This is a genomic window from Myxococcus sp. RHSTA-1-4, from assembly GCF_020037125.1.
Classification (GTDB): Bacteria; Myxococcota; Myxococcia; order Myxococcales; family Myxococcaceae; genus Myxococcus.
Map to the genome: position 1 here is coordinate 37,799 of NZ_JAIQDG010000033.1, position 23,350 is coordinate 61,148.

General features: G+C 70.4%; 22 protein-coding genes. 13 read left to right on the plus strand and 9 right to left on the minus strand.

The features are described from left to right. Positions 1-708, minus strand: a complete 708-nt coding sequence (locus K8638_RS34510; protein ID WP_223758956.1) for a TetR/AcrR family transcriptional regulator — start codon at positions 706-708, stop codon at positions 1-3. Between the two features lie 115 nt (positions 709-823). Then, positions 824-1,465 carry a hypothetical protein gene (locus K8638_RS34515; RefSeq protein ID WP_223758957.1) on the minus strand — a complete coding sequence of 214 codons (642 nt, stop codon included), beginning with the start codon at positions 1,463-1,465 and terminating at the stop codon, positions 824-826. 247 nt (positions 1,466-1,712) lie between these two features. On the opposite strand from K8638_RS34515, the gene K8638_RS34520 reads away from it, so the two are divergent. Further along, positions 1,713-2,834: a serine/threonine-protein kinase gene (locus K8638_RS34520; protein ID WP_223758958.1), complete on the plus strand. Its 1,122-nt coding sequence runs from the start codon at positions 1,713-1,715 to the stop codon at positions 2,832-2,834. A gap of 9 nt (positions 2,835-2,843) precedes the next feature. Here K8638_RS34520 and K8638_RS34525 read toward each other — a convergent pair whose 3' ends face one another. Beyond that, the gene (locus K8638_RS34525; RefSeq protein WP_223758959.1) at positions 2,844-3,200 is read right to left on the minus strand and encodes a helix-turn-helix domain-containing protein; all 357 of its coding nucleotides are present in this window, start codon (positions 3,198-3,200) and stop codon (positions 2,844-2,846) included. Between the two features lie 100 nt (positions 3,201-3,300). Between K8638_RS34525 and K8638_RS34530 the strand changes: the two genes are divergently transcribed. From K8638_RS34530 to K8638_RS34565, 8 genes are all read left to right on the plus strand, one after another. Beyond that, complete coding sequence (locus K8638_RS34530) at positions 3,301-5,259, plus strand: serine/threonine-protein kinase (RefSeq protein WP_223758960.1); 1,959 nt, start codon at positions 3,301-3,303, stop codon at positions 5,257-5,259. A 95-nt stretch (positions 5,260-5,354) separates the two neighbouring features. Next, positions 5,355-6,275 (plus strand): DUF2381 family protein, encoded by a 921-nt coding sequence (locus K8638_RS34535; RefSeq protein ID WP_223758961.1) that lies wholly within the window; start codon positions 5,355-5,357, stop codon positions 6,273-6,275. Between the two features lie 53 nt (positions 6,276-6,328). Next, positions 6,329-6,931, plus strand: coding sequence for a pentapeptide repeat-containing protein (locus K8638_RS34540; protein WP_223758962.1), 603 nt, complete (start codon positions 6,329-6,331; stop codon positions 6,929-6,931). A 24-nt stretch (positions 6,932-6,955) separates the two neighbouring features. Then, a complete protein-coding gene (locus tag K8638_RS34545) occupies positions 6,956-7,561 on the plus strand; it encodes a hypothetical protein (protein WP_223758963.1) in 606 nt (201 codons plus the stop codon). A gap of 85 nt (positions 7,562-7,646) precedes the next feature. Beyond that, entirely contained in the window at positions 7,647-8,588 is a 942-nt protein-coding gene (locus tag K8638_RS34550; protein WP_223758964.1) for a TraB/GumN family protein, read from the plus strand. A 308-nt stretch (positions 8,589-8,896) separates the two neighbouring features. Next, on the plus strand, positions 8,897-9,373 hold the full coding sequence (locus K8638_RS34555; RefSeq protein WP_223758965.1) for an Lrp/AsnC family transcriptional regulator: 477 nt from the start codon (positions 8,897-8,899) through the stop codon (positions 9,371-9,373). A gap of 3 nt (positions 9,374-9,376) precedes the next feature. Then, positions 9,377-10,594: a PLP-dependent aminotransferase family protein gene (locus K8638_RS34560; RefSeq protein ID WP_223758966.1), complete on the plus strand. Its 1,218-nt coding sequence runs from the start codon at positions 9,377-9,379 to the stop codon at positions 10,592-10,594. Between the two features lie 187 nt (positions 10,595-10,781). Further along, positions 10,782-11,528 (plus strand): SDR family oxidoreductase, encoded by a 747-nt coding sequence (locus K8638_RS34565; protein ID WP_223758967.1) that lies wholly within the window; start codon positions 10,782-10,784, stop codon positions 11,526-11,528. Positions 11,529-11,565: 37 nt separating this feature from the next. Here K8638_RS34565 and K8638_RS34570 read toward each other — a convergent pair whose 3' ends face one another. Beyond that, complete coding sequence (locus K8638_RS34570) at positions 11,566-14,226, minus strand: transglycosylase SLT domain-containing protein (RefSeq protein WP_223758968.1); 2,661 nt, start codon at positions 14,224-14,226, stop codon at positions 11,566-11,568. Between the two features lie 294 nt (positions 14,227-14,520). On the opposite strand from K8638_RS34570, the gene K8638_RS34575 reads away from it, so the two are divergent. Beyond that, complete coding sequence (locus K8638_RS34575; RefSeq protein WP_223758969.1) at positions 14,521-14,931, plus strand: hypothetical protein; 411 nt, start codon at positions 14,521-14,523, stop codon at positions 14,929-14,931. A gap of 54 nt (positions 14,932-14,985) precedes the next feature. On the opposite strand, the gene K8638_RS34580 is transcribed toward K8638_RS34575, so the two are convergent. The 3 genes from K8638_RS34580 to K8638_RS34590 are packed head-to-tail and all read right to left on the minus strand — an operon-like array spanning position 14,986 to position 17,734. Further along, positions 14,986-15,864, minus strand: a complete 879-nt coding sequence (locus K8638_RS34580) for a cupin-like domain-containing protein (RefSeq protein ID WP_223758970.1) — start codon at positions 15,862-15,864, stop codon at positions 14,986-14,988. Further along, a complete protein-coding gene (locus tag K8638_RS34585; RefSeq protein WP_223758971.1) occupies positions 15,861-16,532 on the minus strand; it encodes a TVP38/TMEM64 family protein in 672 nt (223 codons plus the stop codon). The genes K8638_RS34580 and K8638_RS34585 overlap by 4 nt, the downstream gene beginning before the upstream one ends. Continuing rightward, positions 16,529-17,734, minus strand: coding sequence for a GNAT family N-acetyltransferase (locus K8638_RS34590; protein ID WP_223758972.1), 1,206 nt, complete (start codon positions 17,732-17,734; stop codon positions 16,529-16,531). Before K8638_RS34590 ends, K8638_RS34585 begins: the two co-directional genes overlap by 4 nt. 288 nt (positions 17,735-18,022) lie before the next feature. Here K8638_RS34590 and K8638_RS34595 point away from each other — a divergent pair, with 288 nt between their 5' ends. Then, entirely contained in the window at positions 18,023-18,415 is a 393-nt protein-coding gene (locus tag K8638_RS34595) for a RidA family protein (protein WP_223758973.1), read from the plus strand. A 138-nt stretch (positions 18,416-18,553) separates the two neighbouring features. Then, positions 18,554-19,555 (plus strand): hypothetical protein, encoded by a 1,002-nt coding sequence (locus K8638_RS34600; RefSeq protein ID WP_223758974.1) that lies wholly within the window; start codon positions 18,554-18,556, stop codon positions 19,553-19,555. 421 nt (positions 19,556-19,976) lie between these two features. Here the strand turns inward: K8638_RS34600 and K8638_RS34605 are convergent, their stop codons facing one another. Continuing rightward, positions 19,977-20,390, minus strand: a complete 414-nt coding sequence (locus K8638_RS34605) for a hypothetical protein (RefSeq protein ID WP_223758975.1) — start codon at positions 20,388-20,390, stop codon at positions 19,977-19,979. Positions 20,391-20,453: 63 nt separating this feature from the next. Continuing rightward, positions 20,454-21,905 (minus strand): S8 family serine peptidase, encoded by a 1,452-nt coding sequence (locus K8638_RS34610; RefSeq protein WP_223758976.1) that lies wholly within the window; start codon positions 21,903-21,905, stop codon positions 20,454-20,456. Between the two features lie 599 nt (positions 21,906-22,504). Here K8638_RS34610 and K8638_RS34615 point away from each other — a divergent pair. Continuing rightward, a complete protein-coding gene (locus K8638_RS34615) occupies positions 22,505-23,314 on the plus strand; it encodes a prolipoprotein diacylglyceryl transferase family protein (protein WP_223758977.1) in 810 nt (269 codons plus the stop codon). Positions 23,315-23,350 lie beyond the last annotated feature (36 nt).

The window sequence follows — 23,350 nt, forward strand, 5'->3', positions numbered from 1 at the left end:
TCAGCTCCGGGCGCCCCGGGCCGGACGGCGCACGGGACGCAGGGTGTTCTTTTTCTTCGAGGCCGGGGAGGCCTTGGCGGTGTTGCGTCCCGGGGAAGTCCGGGCATCCAGCCCGTGCTGGATGAGACTCATCGCGGTGTCGAGCACGCGCTCCATCCCCGGGTTGTCCTCCCAGAGAATCCAGCGCATGCCGAGGAAGTCGCCGATGCCCATCAGGCAATAGGCGAGCGCCTCGGGGTCCATGGTGCGCACCTCACCGGCCTCCATGGCCAGGGTGAGGCCGCGGACATAGCCCTTGGCGAAGCGGTCGTAGTAGCGGCGGTAGCAGGCCTCGTCCACGAACTCGGCCTGGCGCACCACGCGGTAGAGGTTGGGGTGCTGGCGCACGAACTGGAAGAAGGTGCGCAGGCCCTCGCGCTCCACCTCCATGCGGCTCTTGCAGCCGGCGGTGGACTCGCCGATGAGGCGGCGCAGGCGCGAGCCCAGCTCGTCCACGACCTCCACGAAGATGGACTGCTTGTCGGGGAAGTAGACGTAGAAGGTGCCCAGCGCCACGCCGCCCTTGCGGGTGATGTCGGCGATGGAGGCACGCTCGTAGCCCTTCTCTCCGAAGACGGACTCAGCGGCCTTCAACAGCTTCGCGCGCGTCCGCTGTCCTCGCGGCGTCACGGGACCGGCGCGGTCTGGAGAAGTTGAAGGCCGATTCATGTTTCACCTAGCGGTAGCATTCGGTTGATGGACTTGTCAAAGCTCGGGCCATGGCGCCGCGCGTCATGCGGGGACATGGCGAGGGGCGTCAGCGGACCTGGAGCCACGGTGCCGATCAGCCTATCGCGAAAGCCGCGGCGGCGTGCTCACGCAGGGGGGCGAAGGATTGGAGCGCATCCGGGCGCCACTCGCCGAGCGCGCGGGGGTGGCGCTTGAGGCGCTCACGCCCGGTGCGCTCACGGGTCGCTCGCAGGGTGACGTCCACCACGGCCTCCAGGGCCCGCTGGGGCGTGAGGCGCGGGGCCCGGGCCAGCTCCTCGCCTGTGAGGGCGAGAAGCCACTGCTCCTGGGCGTAGTCGGCGTTCCGGGGCGAGGCCTGCTGCCGCGCGGGGAGGAGGCCGGGCCGCCCGGCGGAGATGGCGCCCGGCGCGGAGCGGATGAAGCGCGTGTCCGCGAGCAGCCGCTCGCCCTCCACGCGCGCGACGTGCATGGGCCCGGGGCCGAGGGTGAGGAAGCGTGGGTCGCTGGGGCCGCCCTGGCAGCAGACCAGCGCGTCCGCGAGGCTGGGGAAGGCCCAGAGCACGCACCCGCCGGCCTTGCGGCGTTCCTCGGCCACACGCAGGCCGCGGGCCTCGTAGACGGAGAGCCTTCCCGCGCGCTCCAGCTCGCGCCGCAGCTCCGCCAGCGCCTCCGCCGGCAGGCCGGCCACCGCCGTGGACGGGAGCGCCTCGGGGAGCAGCAGGAAGTGTTCCTCCATGGGCCGGATGCTGCGCGGGTTGGAGACCGGGACGCCAGCGCTCCGTCCAACTCGCGGGTGGGTGATCGGCGGTGAGAGGGGAGTCCGCGCTCCCCCACACCACCCGACATCCAGCATCCCCCAGGTCCCCTCCTCTTTTCACCGAACGGGCCCGGGCTTCTCCACACGCCGAGGCTTGTGATAACCCGTCAGGTCTATCAACTCAACAGGTTACAAAGGCGACAAACCTGACGGGCAAAGGCATCGCATGACCCACTCTCGAAAGTTGGATTTCTCGGCGGGCCCCGTGGAGTTCCGGCTCGTGCGCACGCTCGAGGAGCGTGACAACGGTGAGCAGGTGCTGCTCTTCGAGCGTCGCCTGCGCCATGGGCTCCCGGGGCTCGTCGTCGTCAAGCGCCTGCGGAACCCCGAATCCTTCCCGATGCGGCAGCGCCTGAAGGAGGAGGTGTCACTGGCCTTCCGCCTCCACCATCCCGCCATCGCCCAGGTCCATCACTTCCGGGTCATCGGCCGCGTCCCCCACGCCATCCTGGAATACGTACCGGGGCCCTCGCTCGACGCGCTCATCACGGTGGCGGTGATGCGGGAAGAACCCCTGCCCGTCCCCTTCGCCCTGTACGTCGCCGCCGAGCTCGCGGACGCGCTCCACCACGCGCACACGCTCACGGACCAGGATGAGGGCGGCAGGCCCCTGGGCATCATCCACCGGGACGTCAGCCCCCGGAACATCCGGGTGGAGCGGAAGACGGGGCAGGTGAAGCTGACGGACTTCGGGGCGGCGTACTCGAAGCGGGTGGGCCGGGAGGAGACGCCCGAGAAGCTCCTGAAGGGGGACCTCATGTACGCCTCCCCCGAGTACCTGCTCGGAGCCCCCATGGACGCCCGCTCGGACATCTTCTCCCTCGGGCTGGTGCTGCTGGAGGCCCTGACGAACCGGCACCTGTTCGGCTTCTGGCTCGCCCAGGCAGGCCAGCCCGGCGCGGAGGCCGTGCCGGACATGAGAGCGGACGAGGAGCCCGACCTGCCCCTCCACCAGATGCTCGCGCTCGTGAAGCGCTGTACGCCCGAGGACGTGGCCCGCGCGACGGCGATGCTCCCGGAGGAGCTCCGGGTCATCCTGTGCCGGGCCCTCCAGCGAGAGCCCGCCGCGCGGTACGCCACGGCGGAGGACCTGTGCCGCGAGCTGCGGGTCCAGCTCCACGCGCTCCAGCCGGGCTATGGGCGCACGGAGGCCGCTCGGGACATGGAGGACGTCATCTCCGGTGCGAGCGCCATGCGCGGGCTCGGAGAGCCCATCGAGGGTGGCCTCTACCCGGCCGGCCTGGACGAACACGAGCTGCCGCCGGACACGGAGGAGACGCCCCGGTAGGAAGCCCGGTCAGCGCAGGAGGACCTTCGCCATGTGGATGAGGGCCGCGCGCTGGGGCTCATCCAGCTTGCGTGACAGGCCCGTCAGGTGGTGCACCGAGGGCGGGTCTTCGTCCGCGGACTTGTCCCGGCCCTTGCTCCTCGTCGCGGGGCGGTGGAACCCCAGTACGACTTCGGGAGAGACCTTGAGCGTCTCGCAGAGGCGGACCAGGGTCGGGACGCTGGGAAGCATCCGCCCGCGCTCCAGCCGGTTGTAGACGACGGGAGAGAGGTCCATCAACCTGGCCACTTCCACCTGGGTGAGGCCCAGTTGCTCCCGGGCGGCGCGAGCGGCTTTTCCGATGACTGCCGACAGCTTCTCGTTCATGGGCGGGTGTCGCGGGTCTGAAGGCACGACCGGCGCACGGGTGTTGTACCATCCGGTTGCGTCCACGGCATGACCCGAGGGGTCAGTCCCAGGCAATCCCATGACCCCGCGCGACAGAGCCCAGTCACCGGAGCCCTCGCCCGGCGACGACGTGGGCGGGTACGTCTTGAAGGCGTTGCTCGGGCAGGGCGGGTTCGGCACGGTGTACCTCGCCGAGCGGGGCGGGCAGCGCTACGCGTTGAAGCTGCTGCCCCTGGCGGGCCTGGGCGGCTGGGGCGAGCGTGAGCTGCTCATGCTCGCGCGGGTGAAACATCCCAACGTCGTGCGCCTGCTGGGCCACTCACATTGGCCGGACGCGGCGCCCCGCTTCCTCGTCATCGTCATGGAGTACGTGGAGGGGCGCCGGCTGGACGTCTGGGCGGACACGGAGAATCCGTCCGCGCATGCGGTGCTGCTCCGGGTGCGCGGCGTGGCGCGAGCGCTGCGGGCCCTCCATGAAGGCAAGGCACTCCACCGCGACGTGAAGGAAGCGAACGTCCTCGTGCGCGAGGCGGACGGCGAGGCGGTGCTCGTGGACCTGGGCGTGGGCGGCCACGAGGACACGTCGCGAATCACGGGCGGTTCGCTGCCTCCGGGCACGCGCGCCTACCTGAGCCCGGAGGCCTGGCGCTTCCACCAGGAGCACCAGGGGAGTCCCGACGCGCACTACCGCTCCACGCCCGCTGACGACCTGTATGCGCTGGGCGTGGTGCTCTACTGGCTGCTGACGGGCAGGCGGCCCTTCCATCTGGGAGAGCCGGGAGACGAGGCGGCGGTCATCTCCCGGGCACCGGTGGCGCCCCATGTCCGCGATGCCCGCGTGCCCGAGGAGCTGGGCGCGCTGTGCCTGAGCCTCCTGGAGAAGCGTCCGGAGCACCGGCCGGATGCCGCCGCGCTGCTGGCGAAGGTGGAGGAGTTGCTGGCTCGGGAGGCACCTGAGTGGCACGTGCCCCTGTGTGACTTCCACGACGCGCACAACGTCACCACGCGCCCGGGTCCGGGGGCGGACGAGGAGGCCGCGTGGCTCAACGAGGTACGGGAGGATGTTCCGCCACGCCGGGGGAGGCGGCCGCCCCGGCTCTCCGCGGAGCTGGAATCCGCCGTCGGGTCCGCGGCTCCAGTCCTGGCCCCATTGCCGCTCATCGGAGAATCGACGGCGACACACGCGCGGGTGCCTTCCGCACCGAAGATGGCGGAGCGCCCTCCGGTGGAAGCCGGGGCCCTGGCCCCGCGCGCCACCAACCCGGGTCGAACCTCGTGGAGCCTGCTGGTGCTGGGCCTGCTGGCGGTGCTGTGCGGCGCCGTGGCATTTCAAGATGAAGCGCGTTCGCTGCCTTTCCCGCGCGGAGGAGACAACGCGGGTCCCGTCCGGAAAGTGGCGCCACCCGAGCAGCAGCCGGAGAGTAACGGAGCCGCAGCTCCGCCCGAAGCGGCCCCCACCCCTGCGGTCATCGCGTCCCCAGCGATGCCTCCCAAGGAACCGGCTCCCGTGATGATGCACACTCCTGCTGGCACGTCCCCACAACCCGAGCGCTCCAAGAAGCGGGGGGCCTCGGGCAGGACGCTCAAGGCGGCGGCGACGGCCTGCGCGCTGCTCGGCTGCCCGGGCGCCCAGGTGCGCGGCGGAAAGCCCCCACCGGAGCCGTGCCCTCCCGGCGCCATCGAAACCATGAAGGCGCTCGGCATCTACGTGGGGGATACGGAAGCATGGACGTTCGGCGGAGGGAACCGGATCCTCACCGTGCATGAGGGCTGGACCTCGGTCTTCCTCCCGGGCTCGGACTTCGGAGACATCCCGAATGGCTCCATGCTCTCCGGGCGGCTCCTCTTTGGCGACCGCGTGTACGGGCGGATAACTCAAGCTCGGCTCGAAGGCACGGACCGCATCGTCCCCGTCTGTATGGAACTGATGGACACCGGGGGCGACCTGCGGGGTCTCGACATCGAGCCCGGTAGCAGCCCGACGGCCGCCAGGGTCTGGTCCTTCGGCTACATCAAGGCGGTGAGAAGCTTCGAATAGGGCCCCAGCCCAGGAGCGCGAGCCCCCGCATCCGCCATGGGAGAGCCCCCGCGACAGGTCCCTTCCCCGCCCACCCGCCCCTGAGGTTCCGTGTCGTGCCCGCCCCGTCGCTTGCCTTCCTGCTGCCGCTCCTGCTGACCAGCCCCAACCCGGCGGAGCCGGCTCCCCTGCTCTGTCAGACGGGTGTTCATCATGTCGAGCTTCCCGCGACGGCCCCAATCCAGCCGTCCCCGGCCTGCATCAGCCCGGGACAGACCACTCTCATCAACTTCGACGGGGAACTCGTCCCCGGCTCCCTGGCACTTGAAAGCGCGGACCGCTTCACGCAGGTCGAGCCCGGCACGAGCAGCCTCAAGCTGGTCCCCTCCGAGAGGTTGGTGGTGGGCGAGCAGTTGCAGATGACCGTGCGCTTCAGGGACACCGCCGCTCCGACGAGCGCGACCCTGCGGTTGCTGGTGCACCCCGCCCATGCCGCGCCGCTGGTGGACGTGCACCGGCAAACACGCGGCGTGGAGTCCTTCCGTCAGGAACTGCGGGCTCTCGAAGAAAAGGTCCGCCAGCTCCAGGAGGAGAATGCCCGGCTCCGCGCCGAGAGCTCCGGCCCTGGTGGCCTCACGGGGCTTCATGCCCTGGATCTTCTCGACGACAAGAACTACAGGGCCAGGGAACTCCGCACGAGTGTGAAGGTCTCCCCAACCAGCGCCCTGCGGCTGGGCGGCCCCATGTCGTCTTTCCGTGCCGCTGGCAGGATAGCCGTGAAGCTGCGCCTGCAGAATCCCGAAGGCGCGGCGCCGTGGACGGTGCAGGACGCGAGCCTGGCACTGGAGCCCCGCAAGGGCGTGGAGCTGAAGGTGCTTGAAGTGTGGCCCCGGGAGCCCATCCTCCCGGGAAGGTGGCTCAGCCTGGTCGTGGAGGCTGAGGTGTCCGGCGTGGACGCCCAGGGGCCCTTCACCCTGAGGCTCTGGGATGCGGAGGGTGGCAGGGCGGTCATCATTCACGGCGTGATGCTTCCGTGAGCATCGGCTGAGGAAGCCATCCGCTTCTGAAGGCACCGCGGCGCCAGGACACCATGATTCAGTTCAGTGACAGGGAGATGGAGAATGAGCGCCTGGAGCTCGATAGCAAGACCGAGCTCTACTACCTCGGCCACCACCTGACGCTCAGGCGCTGCAATCTCATCATCAAGGTTCCCACTCGAGCACTGGTGATCACCAGGACGCAGCTCATCGACTGCACCGTGGACATCAAGCGGGAACTCAAGAACTTTCGCTGGGAGGGCGTCATCCTGCATGGATGTCGATTCACAGGCGCGATGACCGGCAACGACTTTGGCCGCTGGCCCTACGCGGAGCATCCTGAGCTCGGGAGTATCAAGGACTGTGACTTCACCGGAGCCCGCTTGGACGCGTGCCGGTTTCTGAGCTGCGACCCTGGCACCCTGAAGTTCCCCCCCTGGCCCTGTTTCACCATCCTCGACCCCGTCCGCCGCAAGGACGAACTGCTCTCCCTCCAGTGGCCCGGCGAGATGCGCATCAACGTGGAATCCTTCACGGACGCCCCCCCAGAAACGGCAGCCGTGACGTACTTCGCCCCCGCCATGGCGAAGCGCAACGGCACCACGGAAGATGCCATCCGCGCCGTGCTGGACACCCTGGACGGCGTGATTCTCTGACGCTCCACCCGCGCGGCGGCGACGATGGCTCAGCTCAACATCGAGAACCGCGAAATCGAAAACGAGCGGCTCGAAATCAAGAGTGGAGACATTGGATTCCTGGGACCGAACCTGACACTCCGGAACTGCACACTGGTCCTGAGCGTTGCCGCGAGAAATCTGATCCTCATCCGCCCGCGCATCATCGACTGCACGATTGAAATCAGGAAGGAGTTGAAGAACTTCCCCTGGACCCATGCGCTCCTGAGCGGGTGTCGCTTCACGGGGACAATGACCGGCAATGACTTTGGCCAGTGGCCGTACGATGAAGCCTCAGAGCGCGGTGGCATCGAGGACTGCGACTTCACCGGTGCGCGGCTGGACGCATGCCGCTTCGTCGACTGCGACGCCAGCACCCTGAAGTTCCCCTCCTGGCCCTGCTTCACCCTCCTCGACCCAGTCCGCCGCAAGGACACGCTGCTCGCCGCGCCGTGGCCGGGAACGTCCCGCCTCATGATTGAAGCACTCACGCAGTCCCCCCCTCAGACCGTGGCCACGACGGACTCCGCCACCGCGCTCGCGAAGCGCACCGGCACCACGGAAGAAGCCATCCGCGCCGTGCTGGACACCCTGGACGGCGTGATTCTCTGACGCCCCAACCGCCCCCGGAGCGCCTCGACTCCGCAGCCCGCCCGGTGATTCGATGCCGCCTCCACCCACGGGGGAACCGCACGCCATGAAGCGCCTGTCCCTGCTGACGTCCCTGCTCCTCACCGCGCTGCTCGGCGGCGGCTGTGCCTCCACGCCCGCCCCGGCGAAGCCGTACACCCCCGCCGACACGGGGCACGCCTTCCTCTGGGAGGTGAAGGACGGGCGCGGGCGCGGCGGCACCGCCTACCTCGTCGGCTCCATCCACATGGGCCGCGAGGGCGAGCTGGCCCTGCCCCCGTCCATGGAGGCCGCCTTCGCGAAGTCCGACGCGCTCGTCGTCGAGGTGGACGTGGACAAGGCCGACCCGGCCGCCATGCAGAAGCTCGTCATGGAGCTGGGCAGGTTCCCCGAGGGCCAGCGCCTCTCCCAGCGGCTGGACCCGGTGACAATGACGCTGCTCAGCCGCGCCACCGAGCGCATGGGTGTGCCCGTCTCCAACTTCGAGCCCCTGCGCCCGTGGCTCGTGAGCATGGTCCTCACCGTCACCGAGCTGCAGAAGGCCGGCTACCAGCAGGGCCACGGCGTGGACCGCGCCTTCCTCACCCGCGCCCGCGGCGCCGGCAAGGACATCCTCGAGCTGGAGACCGCCGAGGGCCAGCTCCGCATGCTCGCCGGCACTCCAGACGCGCTCCAGGACCTCATGCTCCGCGACCAGCTCCGCCGCACCCGCGAGGCCGGCGAGGTCCTCGAGCAGCTCGTCGCCGCCTGGAAGGCCGGCGACGCGGAGGGCATGGCAGCGCTCCTGCTGGAGGGCGCCCAGGACCCCACCTACCGGCCCGTCTACGAGCGCATCTTCTTCGAGCGCAACGTCCAGATGGCCGCCGGCCTGGACGCCCTGCTCGCCCAGCCGCGCACCCACTTCGTCGTCGTGGGCGCCGGCCACGTCATCGGCCCGGAGGGCATCGTCGCCCTCCTCCAGAAGCAGGGCCACACCGTGCGCCAGCTCCCGCGCACCGCCACCGAGTAGTGCCCCGACGCGGGCAGCGGCGCGTGCCCGCCCGCTGTCCACTCGCACACACCGTGAGGCACCGGCTTCGCCCTACCGGGCAGGTCCGGCGCCCGCGGTGGCGCATTCCCTTCCCATCTCCCTCTGAAAACCCCGCCCGGGCCGCCCCTCACGGCGTGCCCGTGACGGCACCGCCCGTGCAATCGGCCCGGGGGCTCCCGGCACCCAGCAACAAGGGCGGAAACCTCCAGTTGCATCCTTGGGGCATCAAATTTAAATTAACTGCCGAAACGCCGCCGAACCTATAAAAATAAGGTCCAACCTTCCCCATGCCCCTGGACGAACTCGATCTCCGCCTCGTCGACCTGCTGCAGCGTGATGGCCGCGCCACGCAGCTCGAGCTGTCGCGCGCGGTGGGGCTGTCGCAGCCGGCGGTGGCCGAGCGCATCCGGAAGCTGGAGGACCGGGGGGTCATCACCGGCTACACGGCGCGGGTGGACGCGTCGAAGCTCGGCAAGGACATCACCGCGTTCATCGGCGTGAACATCGAGCACCCCAAGTACTTCGAGGGCTTCGCCAAGAAGGTGCTCGCGCTGCCGGACGTCCTGGAGTGCCACCGCGTGGCCGGCCAGGACTCGTACATCCTCAAGGTCAAGACGGCGAACACGAAGACGCTCGACTCGCTCCTCGTGGAGACGCTGCGCACCATCGCAGGCGTCACCCGCACGCAGACCACCATCGTCTTGTCGTCCATCAAAGAGGACACGCACGTCCGCGTGCCTCCCGAGCAGCAGAAAGGAGAGTGAGTCATGAGCGCCGACGCGATGAGCGCCCCCCTACCCCCTCCGCCCGTCTGGCGGCTGGCCCAGCGGATGGCCCGCACCAAGACGTCCGCGGTGCGTGAAATCCTGAAGGTCGCCGAGCGGCCCGACATCCTCTCCTTCGCGGGAGGCCTGCCGGCTCCGGAGCTCTTCCCGCTGGAGGCCATCGCCGAGGCCCACGCCGAGGTGTTCGCCACCGAGGGACGCGCCGCGCTCCAGTACAGCACCACCGAGGGCTTCGCCCCCCTGCGCGAGTGGATTTGCGGCCACCTCCAGCAGCGCGGCCGCGTGGCCGACGCGGACCAGGTGCTCATCACCAGCGGCTCGCAGCAGGGCATCGACCTGGTCGCCAAGGTGCTGCTGGACCCCGGTGATTTGGTGGTGGTGGAGAACCCCAGCTACCTGGCGGCCCTGCAGACGTTCGGCGCCTACGAGGCGAAGTTCCTCACCGTGGGCAGCGACGACCAGGGCATGCGCACCGATGACCTGGAGCGCCTGCTGGCCACGCACCGGCCCAAGCTGCTGTACGTCGTCGCCAACTTCCAGAACCCCAAGGGCACCACCCTCTCGCTGGAGCGCCGGCGCGAGCTGGTGCGGCTGGCCCAGAAGCACCGCTTCCTCATCCTCGAGGACGACCCGTACGGCGAGCTGCGCTTCACCGGCAGCCACCTGCCGTCCATGGCCGCCTTCGACGACGAGGGCGTGGTGGTGTCGCTGGGCACCTTCTCCAAGACGCTGGCCCCGGGCCTGCGCCTCGCCTGGGTGGTGGGCCCGCGTGACTTCGTGCGCAGCCTCACCATCGCCAAGCAGTCCACGGACCTGCACACCGCCACGCTCGCCCAGCGCGCGGTGGCGAAGCTGCTCACCCGCTTCGACTACGGCGCCCACCTGGACGCCCTGCGCCCCGTCTACGGCCAGCGCGCCAACGCCATGCTGGACGCCCTCAAGGTCCACATGCCCGCCGGCACCCGGTGGACGACGCCCGAGGGCGGCATGTTCCTCTGGGTGGAGCTGCCCGCCGGACTGAGCGGCGACGCGCTGCTGCCCCGGGCCATCGAGCAGAAGGTGGCCTTCGTGCCCGGCAGCCCCTTCTTCGCCGACAACCCGCGCGCGGAGTTCATCCGCCTCAACTACTCCAACCGCCCGCCCGAGCTGATTACCGAGGGCATGCGCCGCCTGGGCGCCGTGATTGCCGCGGCGATGTAGGCCCGGGGAGTACCGCGCCGGGAGTGCGTCCGGCGCGGTGGGCTCCTTCTACGAAGTTGAAGACCGATTCAGGTTTCAGGTGTCTCGCCGCTGGCCAGCGGGGCCCGGGTTGCGTAGCCTGCGCGCACTTTTCCGGCGGCGCGCGGCTCCCCGGGGCCTCGCGCCGCCTCAACTCGCGGAGAGACACATGCAGCTCAAGGACCTCAAGATCATCGTCACCGGCGGCGCCCAGGGCATGGGCGCGCACTTCGCGCAGCGCCTCCAGGAGGCCGGCGCCCAGGTGGCCGTGGGCGACGTCAACGAGGAGCGCCTCGCCGCGCTGCCCGCCGGCATCCACCGCCGCAAGCTGGACGTGTCCTCCGAGGAGGACATCATCTCCTTCGTCGACTGGGCCCACGGCGCCATGGGCGGCCTCAACGGCCTCATCAACAACGCGGGCATCCTGCGTGACGCGCTGCTGGTGAAGAAGGACAAGGCCACCGGCCAGGTGAAGAAGCTGTCCACCGCGGACTGGAACGCCGTCATCGGCGTCAACCTCACCGGCGCCACCCTCATGGTGCGCGAGGTGGTGACGAAGATGGTGGAGAAGGAGAGCAAGCCCGGCGTCATCGTGAACATGTCGTCCATTGCCCGGCACGGCAACCGCGGTCAGTCCAACTACGTGTCCGCGAAGGCCGCGCTGGCCGCCAACACCGTCACCTGGTCGCGCGAGTTCGCCCCCTTCGGCGTCCGCGTGGGCTCGGTGGCCCCGGGCATGATTGAGACGCCGATGACGCAGGGCATGAACCAGAAGGCCCGTGACGCCCTGGTGTCCAACATTCCGGTGGGCCGCATCGGCCTGCCCGAGGACATCTGGCTCGCCGTGAAGTTCATCCTCGAGTGCGACTACTTCAACGGCCGCACCATCGACGTGGACGGCGGCCTCAACTTCTAGGCCGTGTCCACGGGTGGGGGCGGCGCGGGGGCCGCCCTCACCGCACGCTGACGTCGTCCACGCGGAGGTCGCGCAGCACCGCGGGCTCGTTCGCGTAGAGCAGCTTGTAGGCGCTGTAGCTGCCGAGCACCTTCTTCACGTACGCGCGCGTCTCCTCGAAGGAGATGTGCTCCACCCACTCGTCCAGCTCCGCCTGCGGCAGGGCGTGCTTCCAGCGCTCCACCGCCCGGGGGCCCGCGTTGTACGCGGCCACCGCGTAGGCCACGTTGCCCCCGAAGTGCTTCACGAGCTGACCCAGGTAGGCCGCGCCCAGGCGGACGTTGTCCGCGGGCTGGAGCAGCGCCGCCTCTCCCACCGGAGGCAAATCGAGCGAGTCCGCCACCTGCCGCGCGGTGGCCGGCATGAGCTGGGCCAGGCCCAGTGCTCCAGTGGACGAGCGCGCCCTCGGGTTGAAGCGGCTCTCCTCGCGGATGAGTCCTTGCAGGAGGTCGGGGTCCACGCGGGAGGCCCGCGCGTAGCGCTCGATGAGCTTGCGATAGGCGCGCGGCCACGTGGCCTCCCAGACGGGCCGGGACTCGATGCTCAGCGGGCCGTGGATTTCCTGGCGCAGCGCCGAGCGGGCCACCTGCCTCGCCGCCTTGCGGCGCCCGGTGCGCAGCACCGTCTGGTAGAGCAGCCGCGCCGGCGCCTCCGGCAGCGCCCGGGTGTCCACCGCGAGGAACTCCTCCACCGCGCCGGGCAGCCCCATCCGCAGCAACTCCACGCCCGCCGCGAAGCGCGCATCCTTCTGGAGCGGACCGGGCGGCAGCGGCCAGACCTCGGCGGACTCGCCCGGCTCGGCGGGCTCGATGTTCGCGGTGGGCTTGCCGACGGCGGCAGCGCCAGCCTGCGCGCCCGGCTTGCCGGACGGCGCGGCGACATCGGAGAGAGCCCCCGTCGTGGAGACCGTGACGAGGGCCCCCGAGAGGGCGCCGCTGCCCGGCTTGCCGGACGGCGTGGCGGTGTCGGAGGGCGCGCCTGTCGTGGTGCCCGTGACGAGCGTCCCCGTGAGGGCACCGGTGGCTCCATTGAGCTTGCCGGTCGCGCTGTTGACCCGGGTGAGCGCTCCGGGATTTCCGGCCACTGCCGTCATCTCAACGGCACCGTCCGACTTGCCGGAGCCCCCCGTGCCGTCCATGGACGGACGCAGACGGGCGAGCCGCTCCGGGGCGAGCATCGCCAGCCGCGAGCGGGCCAGCATCCCGTACCACGCGGCCGGGCGCTCGGCGGCGATGTGCTCGTAGGCGTCCAGCGCCTCCACCGCCTGGGGTCCGGCCTCCCGCATACGCGCGGTCCAGTACCTCGCGCGCCAGAGCGCCTCGTCCGTGCGCGCCGCCTCGGGGAGCTTCTCCACCGCCTTCAGCGCGGCCAGCGCGGCCTCGGGCTCCTGACGGCGGGTGTGGAGCCAGAAGGCGCGGAAGAGCGCCTCGGAGGCGAAGTTGCCCGCCGGGTAGCGACGCGCGGTCTCCTCGTACCGCGCCATCGCGGCGTCCGTGTCACCGGTGCGCTGGAGGAACCACGCCGAGAAGAAGAGCGCGTCGTCGGCGTAGCCGTGCTCCGGGTAGTCACGCGCGAGCGTGGCGTAGGTGGTGATGGCCGCCTTCGGGTCCACCACCGACTGCGAGTAGCCCAGCACGTAGAGCGCCTGGGGCCGGTACTCCGGCGAGGTGCACTGCTCCACCATGGGCGCCAGCACCTGGATGGCCCGGCGGTGCTGCCGCTCCTTGCGCAGGGCCCGGCCGTAGGTGAGATGCGCGCGGCACGCCAGCTCGTCCGGCAGCTCCACGTGGCGCAGCACTCCGGTCAGCAACTCCATGCCCGCGTGGTTGCGGTGCAACTCCACCAGGGCCTCCGCGCGGCGCACCCTCCACTTGATGGGCAGCGGCAGCCCCTTGAGCCGCTGGGAGGCACGCCGCGCCTCGCGCGACAGCGGGCTGGTGGCCCAGACCTCCAGCAGCGCGCGGTGCTCGGCGTTGTACTGGCCCTGTGCTCGCGCCAGGTCGCAGATGGCCAGCAGCGCCTTCATGCGGAGCGCGTCCGGCCCGCGTGACTGACGGCTGTCGATGAGCTCCTGGAGCGCGGCCAGCGCTCCGCCGATGTCCCCCCGGCGCTGGAGCACACGCGACAGGCTGAAGCGCGCCTCCGGGTAGAGGGGCGAGCCCGGGCTCACCTCCCGGTACTGCCCGGCGGCCAGCTCCCACCGGCGCAGCCGCTCGTTGGCCTGGGCCGCCCTCAGCAGGCAGTGGTCCTTCAAGGGCACGTAGTCGTTGGCCAGCGCCGCGAACTCCTCGGCCGCGACGGCGAAGTCCCTGGCGAGCAGGGCGCTCTGCGCCCGAAGGAAGCGCACCGGCGGCGTCTGCTCCTCCTGCGCGAGCAGCGCCCGCGCGCGCTGGTAGCGCCTCCAGTCGAACTGCGCCCTGGCCCTGGCCAGCGCCCCTTCCGCGAAGTACGGCGCGAGCTGCTCGGGCCCGAAGGACGGCGTGGACAGCGCGTCGCTCTCGGGCTGGGCGGTGGGCGAGTCGAGCAGCGCCTCCAGCGCTTCCTCGGAGAGAACCCCTTCCGGGCCCTCCTCCTCCGGCGCCTGTGCCCATGTAGGGCCAGCTCCCAACATGCCCGCGCATGCCAGGAACACCACTGCTCCCGCTCGAAGCCCGTCCATCGCAGCCCTCGTGTGAAAATCTGGGGCGCCAATGGATTGTCACGCTCCGTGTGAACGGGACTGGGTCAAACGCCACCGTTCGCTCGCGCGTCGACCATGAGATACCGGCGGACGCCGGGTGCGCACGCCGTTGCACGAAACCCGACGGCGCGCCGGGCCCCTCGCGTGGGGACTCCTGCGAGTGGGTGGTGGAGCGGAGCACCTGTGCCTCCCCCATCTGGTCACACGTTCGGGACTTGCCGTCCCGGACCGAAACATGTGACTTCCCTGTTTCCCCCTGGCTTGGAGTCATTCATGAGAATCCCCGTTGTGGCGTCCCTGGTGGTGGCCTCCCTGTTCACGCTGGCGTGTGGTGGTGTCGAAGGTGCCGAGCCCACCGTCTCCGAGCAGAAGCAGGCGCTGAGCGCGATTGGCTCGGGCTGTTCGAGCGACTCGCAGTGCGCGAGCGGCCTGTGCTGGGACACCGCCGACTCGTACCCCGTCTACAACCCGTCCTGGGAGAGCGGGAACGTGTGCACGGTGGAGTGCGAGCCGGGCACCGCTGGCGACAACTACTGCCGGCAGCTCGCCGCGCAGTACAACGCGCCCCGCCCCAACGACGCGCGCTGCCTCTTCGCTCGCGCCGTCTACGACAACGGGGAAGACGGCGCCTTCTACGTCTGTGACCTCATCCGCGCCGGCCTCGGCTCGTACTGGTCCGAGTAGCGCCGTCCTTCGCGCCGCCCGGCCACGGTGCTCGGGCGGCGCGGTGTCCACGCCTCAGGCCGAGCGGGCGAAGTGCTCGCGCTGCCCGGGCGCTTCGTCCCAGCCCAGGTGAATCCGCAGGTCACCGTGCCCGCAGCACGTGCAGCGGTCCCGGGCATGGAGGCCCAGCCGGTGGAGCAGCGCGCGGGCATTCTCCCGCCACAGCCTCGGGCCGGCGAACAGGCCCGGCGTCACCCACCACGCGTTGAGCGATAGCGAGTCCTCCAGGGACAACACGTCGTGCCACCAGCCCGGGGGCATCAACAGCACCTCGCCCGGGCCGATGACGGCCTCATGGCCGCGAGCGTGCACCACCTCCGGGTGCCGGACGAGGTCCGGCCGGTCGAGGCACACCTCGCTGAAGACGGTGGTCCACTCGAAGACGTCGGATGGATGGAGGCGCGCCGAGTCCTCGGGTGGGAAGAGGATGAAGCGCTTGCGGCCTCGCAGCACCGCGTGGAGGTTGAGCGCGTCGATGTCGTAGTGCAGCGGCGTGTGCGCGCCCCGGCGGCCCATCCACAGCCCCGTCTTCGGCAGCCCCCATCCCGAGGGGAACAGCGGGCGGAAGTCGAAGTCCTCGCGAAGCCGTGCGGAGCCTCCGAGCACCGAGGCGTCGTAGGCGAAGTACAGCTCGGGCCCGCCGTCCGCCAGTGGCCCCCTGCCCTCCAGCCCGTCCACGTACGTCCCCAGCGGGGCCTTGAGGGCATTGCGGCGGGTGAAGCGATGCAGCCACACCGCCTGCGCACCGCACACGTCGCGGAAGTACGCGGGCGTCCACTTGCGCAGCGCGGGCCAATCGCTGATGGCCCCGGTGAGGATGACCGGGGTGGTGCGCGCGGCGAGCGCGTCGGGTGAAAGGCGCGCCACACGCTCCACGGGAGTCCAGGGCTTCATGCCGCCACCTCCCGCGCCACCGCGGGCGCTGCCAACCGTCGCCTCGCCCAGGCCGTGAGCCCCACGGCACTCAGCGCCGTGAGGGCCACCGTCGCCCAGAGCCCCAATGAGCCGCCACCCCCTTCCACCATGCCCGCCGCGCCGTGCCCCAGCACGAGGAAGAGCACCGTGGCCGGAAGGCTCCCCACCGCCGTGCCCGCGAGGAACGCGGCCGGACTCACACGCGTGAGCCCCAGCGCGTAGTTGAGCGCGCCGTAGGGCGCCAGCGGTGACAGCCGCAGCAGGCACACCGCTCCGAAGCCGCCCTCCCCCAGCGCCTCGTCGAGCCGGGCCAGCCCCGGGAAGCGCTCACTCATGCGTGCGAACGGCCCTCGCGCGAAGCGGGCGAGGTAGAAGGCCGCCAGGTCCACGCCAAGGCTGAGCACCATCAGCAGCGCGCCACCGCCCCATGGGCCGTAGAGCACACCGGCCACGACGGTGAAGGGCGTGGTGGGCAGCAGCAACAACGTGGCCACGCTGTACACCAGACAGAAGAGCACCGTGCCCTGGAGTCCCGAGGCACGCACCGCGTCGAGCGCGGGCAGCGCCCCCGCCGCGAGCGGACGCAACATCAGCAGCGTCGCCACCAGCCCCAACGCCATGAGTACCGCCGGCAGGTGGCGCTTCATGCGTGCTCCCGGAAGGGATGGCGGGCCGTCCACTTCGGCTGGACGAGCGGGAGGAGACTCCGGGCCAGCGGGTACAGCAGCGGCTCGCGGTGGCGGGTGAAGAGGTTCAGGTCCACCGGCTCCGCGCCCAGGGCGCTCTTGCGCTCCAGCGAGGTGCGCCCCAGTTGAATCCTGTGCGCGCCGGTGAGGATGCCGTGCTCCACGTCGTCCAGCATCGCGTTGAAGTAGAGCGCCAGCCGCTCGTTGTGCTCGTAGTCCAGGCCCAGGTAGTAGCTCTCCAGCTCGTCGCCCGCGCGCAGGCGTGTGTTGAAGGCGCGTAGCTCTCCGCCCTCGAAGTAGCCCACGAAGTCGAAGGCGTCGCCCAGCGCTTCCTTCAGGTGGACGAAGTAGGAGGCGCTCACGCGCGAGGGGCGCAACCGCGAGCGCTGGTGGACCGCGCCATAGAGCGCCTCCACCTTGGACGAGAGGCGGGCGATGTCACCGGCGCTCATCACCCGCCGCTCCACGCCCTCGAACTGGCGCCGCGCGCGCCGGGCCTGCGCGCGGTACCTGGTCGTGAGGTCCCCGAGGTAGTCCTCGAAGCGCTTCCACGTGGGGCGCACGGTGAGCACCATGGTGGGCTCCACCTGCACCCGGTCCAGGCCCGCTCGCGCCAGGGCCCGCGTGGTCTCCAGTGCTTCCGGCGACAGGTCCTTCACCAGCACCATCGTCGCCCGCTCCCGCGTCTGGAGGACCTCCACCGCTTCCGCCAGCGCGGACCAGGCGCGCTCCGCGCCGACTTCCGGCCGGTGCGCGAAGCCGTGCGGTCCACACACGAAGAGGTTGCCGCAGATGAGCACTCGCGCCCTCATGCGGCCCAGGACGCGCTTGAGCTGGGCGCGCACGAAGAAGGACGTCCCCGGTGCCGCGCCCTCCGGCAGCAGGTTGGGCCCGAAGCAGTCCATGCCGAAGTCCACGCACTGGAAGCTCGCCACCGCCACCGGGCGGCCCTCGTCACGGAAGAGAGCGTAGAAGAATGACATCCGCTCGGGCCGGCTCCGCTCCAGCGCCCGCAGGTACACGGGCCGGAGGAAGACGTGTCCCGCGTCCACCACCGTGTTCCAGTCCGCTTCGGGCAGTGCCTCGGCGGTGGAGTACAGCTCGAAGTGCAGCCCCTTCGTTCCGGGGATGCCGCCGGGGGTCCGCGCATACCTCGCTACCATGGGAGACTTCATCGCCGTTTGCATGGAGGGGCCCCAACGCAACCTCCATGCCTCCCCGGCCGAAGCGCCAGGTGCGCGGTTTTCCTGGGGACGCACCATGCGGGACGACTCCGCGCGTGTGCAGCGAAGCGCACACTGCGCGGCGCCGGTGGCAGCGAGCACCCTCGAACGCCTCACGGAGCCGGCACCACGCGGGAGGCTTTCGAGCAGCCCCTGCCAGAATCGCCACGCATCAGGGGCGGCAGTTCGTTATCTCCCGAACCCGCTGATTCGAGGAGGAGGAAACCCATGACGTCGCCGAAGCACCAGCCCATCGTCTCGCCCAACCTGCCCAAGCCCGCCGGTCCCTACTCTCCCGGCATGCAGTTGGACCGGCTGCTCTTCATCTCCGGACAGGCCGCCACCGACCCGGCCACCGGCAAGCAGGCCGAGGGCATCGAGGCGCAGACGGAGCAGGTGCTGCGCAACCTGGAGCGCATCCTCGTGGCCGGCGGCTCCAGCCTCCAGCACGTCCTGCGCTGCGGCGTCTTCCTCGTGGACATGAACGAGTTCTCCCGGATGAACGCCGTCTACGAGCGCGTCTTCGCCGGACACCGGCCCGCGCGCACCACCGTGCAGGTGTCCGCGCTTCCGGACGCGGGCCTGCGCGTGGAAATTGATTGCATCGCGTACGTGCCTTGAGCGCGGCGGGCGTGTCCCGCCCGCACGTCGCGGGCACACGTCATAAAGACTATCAATGGGGTCATTTGGAACATGATTTGGACCCTCCCGGGGGCGCGTCCGTATGGTGCGCGCCCTTTTCCAGGAGGCCCCCAAACCATGCACCTCAAGCACAGCCTCATCGTCATCGCAGCCACCCTGAGCCTCTCCGCCTGCGAGGGAGACCTCGGCCCCGCGGGCGCCCAGGGTGAGCAGGGCGGGCAGGGCCCGCAGGGTCCCCAAGGGCCCACGGGCCCGGCCGCGCCCGACAGCCGCACCGAGCTGCAGCTCCCCGGCGACAACTTCTTCCCCGAGGGCATCACCCACACCCCCGACGGCAGCCTCTTCGTGGGCTCCTTCACCACGGGCCAGGTGTGGCGCTTCACGCCCGGCGCCACCCGCCCCACCGCCTTCGTCACCACCGGCCTGCGCAACGTCGTGGGCCTGCTCGCCGACGCACAGCGCGGCCTGCTGTGGGTCTGCGACTCCGACTTCACCTTCGCCACCGCCGCGCGCGTGAAGTCCTTCGACCTCGCCACCGGCGCCGAGCGCGGCACCTACCCGCTGCCCGGTGGCGGCTTCTGCAATGATTTGACGCTCGACGCCGGCGGCAACCTCTACGTCACCGACTCCGTGAACTCGCGCATCGACCGGCTGGCCGCCAACGGCACCGAGCTGCAGGTCTGGTCGGAGAACGACGCCTACAAGGGCGGGCCCAACGAGTTCACCCTCAATGGCATCGCCTTCGACGGCCAGGGCGCCCTCTACGTCGCCCACTACGCCCACAGCGCCCTCTTCCGCGTCGCCATCCAGGAGAACGGCGCCGCCGCCGCGCCCGTGGCGCTCACCGTGACGCCCGCCATCCAGTCCCCCGACGGCATCCAGCGGCTCGACGCCAACACGTTCGTGGTGGTCGAAGGCAACGGCCGCCTCACCCGCCTCGCCATCTCCGGCAACAGCGCCACCGCCAAGACGCTCTCCAACCGGCTCGACAGCCCCACCACCGTCGCCCTCAGCGGTGACACCGCGTGGGTGGTGGAGGGCCAGCTCGGCGTCCTCATCGGCTCCGAGCCGGGCCCCGCGGACCTGCCCTTCCGCGTGCGCCGCGTCTACCTGCCCTGAGCACACAGCCCCATCCGGTGCGGGAGGCGCTCCCACGTCGAGCCCATTCCTGGCCCGCGACTGTCGGGCCAGGTGGGAGGCGCCCGGACGGATTTCGCCGGAAGTACGAGTCCCACCCGCCTCCGCGCGAGGGGCCTCAACTCAAATCCAGACCTTTTCGCGCGGAGTGTCCGTTTCTGAACCATGACATCCGACCGCGCGGCAGTGGCCAGTTGGCAGGACAATCCCGAGTTTCTAAGCTAATCAGGAAGAAGCGGCCCTGACGTCGGTTCACCGTGGCGGGAACGACGGAACCGGGGCCCCTTCAACCGGGCGGCGCGAACGTGCGCCGCCGAAGGTGGCCCCGGAAGCCACCAGGGCTGCCCTCCTCACGCTCGGAGGGGGGCCCAGACCAGGGGTGCATGGCGAGGGGCACCCACCGCTAGATGAGGTCGAGGGGCATCATGGTGCCCGCTTCGAACTCCGGCGCGCGGCGCAATTGGTCCAGCACGCGCGGGGCGCAGCGCAGGTGGAGCATGGGCAGCGAGCCCGGCTCGCTCACCGAGCGCACGGCGCCCAGGAGATGACGCTCCTCGAGCCATCGCATGAAGCTCTGGTGGAAGCGCGCGCTCTCGGCCACACCGGACTGGTGTATCTCCGCCCTGGAGCGGGGCACCGGCCTGGGAGGCGTGCGCGCGCGCGGCGACACGGGTGCCTCACGGGGCATCACCGTGACGTCAATCCACTCGGGCTGCACGTCCGAACCGGCCGCGCCCGGAAGCGAGCGCACGTTCGAGGACAGCCGGGGTGCACCTTCGGCGTAGATGTCTCCCGGCCCGCCATTCTTCCTGCTCATGGCCTCATCCTCCCCCGGGTCCGGCGCTCATCTGGCGCCGACCCCGGTATCAACCCACCGCCGTCACCTGAACACGGCCAGGCCCTTGCCCGTCCGGTGTGTCCCCGAGCGAGCCAGCTTGACCGCATTGGCCAGGATCAAATCCCTCACCTCGAGCGCCGTCAAGTCGGGGGCACGGCAACGGTACAACGCTGCAATACCCGCTACATAAGGCGCCGCCATGCTCGTGCCACTCATTCGCTCGTAGAACGCCTGGTTGTTGCAGCGGCGCTCAGTGGACGAATACACGTTTACCCCGTAACCCATGACGTCGGGGACGATTCGCCTACCCACCGCCCCACTCGCGGAGAATGTGGCCACGTTGCGCTCGAAGTCGACTGCGCCCACCGCCAGGGATTCCGGAAAGGCGGCTGGATAACCAACCGTGTCGGGTCCACTGTTGCCTGCCGCGACAACAGGCAGGACATTGCTGTCGAGCAGACGACGAATCATGGTCTGCAGCGCGCGCAGGTTGAGGTTGTAGTCGGCCTCCGAGATTCCGGGCGGCGGGTTGAGGGGGAAGCCCAGCGACAGATTCACGACAGCCGGGCGCGTGGAGTTCTCCGGACGGCTGAACTGGTGCAGCAGCCACTCCATGCCGGCGGCGACGCGGCCGAGGCTGGTGCGGATGGTCTCCGATTCGATGACGGACGCGACGTAGAGGTCCACCTCCGGGGCGACGCCGTGGTGCACGCCCGCGGCGATGCCGCACACGTGCGTGCCGTGGCCGTCCGGGTCGAAGCCGCGGATGTCACGGGCTGGATTGTGCGGCGAGTTGGGGAACAGCGACACGTAACGGAACTGGATGACGCGGGCGGCGTGCTCGGGGTGGTCCGCGTCCACGCCGGTGTCGAGGATGCCGAGCATGACACCCGCGCCGCGGATGCCCTGGGCGTGGGCCAGGGGCACGCCGCACTCCTCGGGCCACTCACGCTCGGCGAGCGAGGACATGCCGCGGTTGCGAGGCCCCGTCTGTCCGGCGGATACCGGTCCGGGGAAGGACAGGGGCACGACATCGGGGATGAACTCGAAGTCGCGCTCCAGCTCGCCGCGCGCCTGCTTCTCGGTGGCGTCCTCGTAGAAGTGGGCCATGGTGGCGCCGATGAGCGGCATGAACCGGTAGCTGCCCGGCTCGGCGCCCGTCTGCTCCGCCACCGTGGCGCCCGGCATGGGCATGGTGGACGAGTCCGCGCCCTTCATGTCGATGCGCTTGCCCTTCGCGCCCTTCGCCGGCTTCGCGCTCTTCGCCTTCGCGGCCCGCAGGCGGTCTTCCTGCCCGCTCACCTGCGGACGCAGGCCGGGCAGCGTGGCGGAGCGCAGGCCGAGCGCCGACAGCGTGTCGGGGGCCTTGTTCGCGACGGCGAAGCGCAGCGCCGTGGTGCGCGGCAGCACGCGCTCGCCCTGCTCCGTGCCACGCGGCCCCACGCGCGCATCCGTCTCGATGGACTCCTTTGGAACCAACAGGTAGGACTTCATGGGTGGTGTGCTCCTTGGACGACCTTGCAACGCCGGATGCGTGAGGCGAGGGCCTCCGGCACCAGTTCAGCGCCCGCCGCGCGCGGTGCCTCTCGCGCGCGCGGGGGACCATGGGGGCGCGCTCGTGGCGGCGTCCCCCCGACAGGGGTGGCCCGCGCCCGTGGCGGCGCGTCCACCGTGGTGGGTGAGTCCGACATCCGCGCGGGGACACACGCCGGCCCCGCGCACCGAGGCGCGTCCGGCATGTGGTGGCTTTCCCCTAGCCGCGTCATGTCCTCACCTCGTTCTCCGAAGGCCCGGCCCACAGTGCGATTGGACAGGATGGGCCTGACAAAAAACCAAGGATTTCCTGTAGTAGACGCGTGAGCCCCCCTGATTCGGTCCTCCCGGGTCTTCCGCGAACGTCCGGAAGTGGGAGTGATTCCCTCCAGGGTACGAGGAGAGTGCCAGGAGGCACACAGGGAGGTTGTCATCCACCGGACCCACGGAGTCGGAGGGACGCGGCGGCGGCGGGAAAGTCCGCGTCCTTACAATTGTTCGCCACCGTCCCTCCACCCGGATAAAGGGAGGGACGTTCGCCCGTCCTGGAGCTTCAAGCCGTGATTCCCTACTGGAAACCGCCCTCCATCCACCTGGGGCCCCTCACCATCGAGCCCTTCGGCATCTTCGTGGCGCTGGGCATCCTGCTGGCCGCTCGCCTGCTCGTCCGCGCGGCGGAGCGCGAGAAGCTGGACCCGACGCCGCTCGCGGACTACGCGATGTGGGGCGTGCTCGCCGGTGTCGTCGTGGGGCACTGGGTGCACCTGTTCTTCTACCACCCGGAGGAGCTGTCCAAGAGCCCCTTCCAGATTCTGAAGGTGTGGGACGGGCTGTCGTCCTTCGGAGGCCTGCTCGGCGGCATCCTCGCGGCGGTGGTGTTCTTCCGGATACGCAAGCTGCGCTTCTCCGACTACGCGGACTCGTTCGCGCTGGGCGTGGCCCCTGGCTGGGCGGTGGCCCGCCTGGGCTGCTTCGCCGTGCATGACCACCCGGGCGTGCTGACGGACTTCTTCCTCGCGGTGAACTTCCCCGGCGGCGCGCGGCACGACCTGGGCATGTACGACGCCATCGCCCTCTTCGCCATCAGCGGGGTGCTGTACGCCCTGCGCAACGCCGGGAAGCTGAAGGGCAAGCTGCTGCCGCTGCTCGCGCTGCTGTACGCCGCGTGCCGCTTCTTCTTCGACACCCTGCGCGCCACGGACATGTCCTACGTGGACGCGCGCTACTTCGGCCTCACCCCCGCGCAGTACGGGTGCCTGGCCCTGGTGCTCTACGGGCTGTGGGGCCTGCTGCGGCGCGTGCCCGCCCGGGCCGCGCCCATGCCGCCCTCGGGCCCGGGCAGCACCCATCCGGCCGGCGCCGCGCGGTAGTCGCGCACCGGCCAGAGCGGCCGGGAGGGCACTCGC

What these genes read in the sequence shown, in the direction of transcription:
- K8638_RS34545 (WP_223758963.1), top strand. Translation starts at nt 6,956, where the DNA reads ATGGCTCAGCTCAACATCGAGAACCGCGAAATCGAAAACGAGCGGCTC.
- K8638_RS34600 (WP_223758974.1), top strand. Translation starts at nt 18,554, where the DNA reads ATGCACCTCAAGCACAGCCTCATCGTCATCGCAGCCACCCTGAGCCTC.
- K8638_RS34565 (WP_223758967.1), top strand. Translation starts at nt 10,782, where the DNA reads ATGCAGCTCAAGGACCTCAAGATCATCGTCACCGGCGGCGCCCAGGGC.
- K8638_RS34540 (WP_223758962.1), top strand. Translation starts at nt 6,329, where the DNA reads ATGATTCAGTTCAGTGACAGGGAGATGGAGAATGAGCGCCTGGAGCTC.
- K8638_RS34560 (WP_223758966.1), top strand. Translation starts at nt 9,377, where the DNA reads ATGAGCGCCGACGCGATGAGCGCCCCCCTACCCCCTCCGCCCGTCTGG.
- K8638_RS34525 (WP_223758959.1), bottom strand. Translation starts at nt 3,200, where the DNA reads ATGAACGAGAAGCTGTCGGCAGTCATCGGAAAAGCCGCTCGCGCCGCC.
- K8638_RS34610 (WP_223758976.1), bottom strand. Translation starts at nt 21,905, where the DNA reads ATGAAGTCCTACCTGTTGGTTCCAAAGGAGTCCATCGAGACGGATGCG.
- K8638_RS34510 (WP_223758956.1), bottom strand. Translation starts at nt 708, where the DNA reads ATGAATCGGCCTTCAACTTCTCCAGACCGCGCCGGTCCCGTGACGCCG.
- K8638_RS34570 (WP_223758968.1), bottom strand. Translation starts at nt 14,226, where the DNA reads ATGGACGGGCTTCGAGCGGGAGCAGTGGTGTTCCTGGCATGCGCGGGC.
- K8638_RS34585 (WP_223758971.1), bottom strand. Translation starts at nt 16,532, where the DNA reads ATGAAGCGCCACCTGCCGGCGGTACTCATGGCGTTGGGGCTGGTGGCG.
- K8638_RS34595 (WP_223758973.1), top strand. Translation starts at nt 18,023, where the DNA reads ATGACGTCGCCGAAGCACCAGCCCATCGTCTCGCCCAACCTGCCCAAG.
- K8638_RS34530 (WP_223758960.1), top strand. Translation starts at nt 3,301, where the DNA reads ATGACCCCGCGCGACAGAGCCCAGTCACCGGAGCCCTCGCCCGGCGAC.
- K8638_RS34575 (WP_223758969.1), top strand. Translation starts at nt 14,521, where the DNA reads ATGAGAATCCCCGTTGTGGCGTCCCTGGTGGTGGCCTCCCTGTTCACG.
- K8638_RS34550 (WP_223758964.1), top strand. Translation starts at nt 7,647, where the DNA reads ATGAAGCGCCTGTCCCTGCTGACGTCCCTGCTCCTCACCGCGCTGCTC.
- K8638_RS34515 (WP_223758957.1), bottom strand. Translation starts at nt 1,465, where the DNA reads ATGGAGGAACACTTCCTGCTGCTCCCCGAGGCGCTCCCGTCCACGGCG.
- K8638_RS34555 (WP_223758965.1), top strand. Translation starts at nt 8,897, where the DNA reads ATGCCCCTGGACGAACTCGATCTCCGCCTCGTCGACCTGCTGCAGCGT.
- K8638_RS34580 (WP_223758970.1), bottom strand. Translation starts at nt 15,864, where the DNA reads ATGAAGCCCTGGACTCCCGTGGAGCGTGTGGCGCGCCTTTCACCCGAC.
- K8638_RS34590 (WP_223758972.1), bottom strand. Translation starts at nt 17,734, where the DNA reads ATGGTAGCGAGGTATGCGCGGACCCCCGGCGGCATCCCCGGAACGAAG.
- K8638_RS34520 (WP_223758958.1), top strand. Translation starts at nt 1,713, where the DNA reads ATGACCCACTCTCGAAAGTTGGATTTCTCGGCGGGCCCCGTGGAGTTC.
- K8638_RS34605 (WP_223758975.1), bottom strand. Translation starts at nt 20,390, where the DNA reads ATGAGCAGGAAGAATGGCGGGCCGGGAGACATCTACGCCGAAGGTGCA.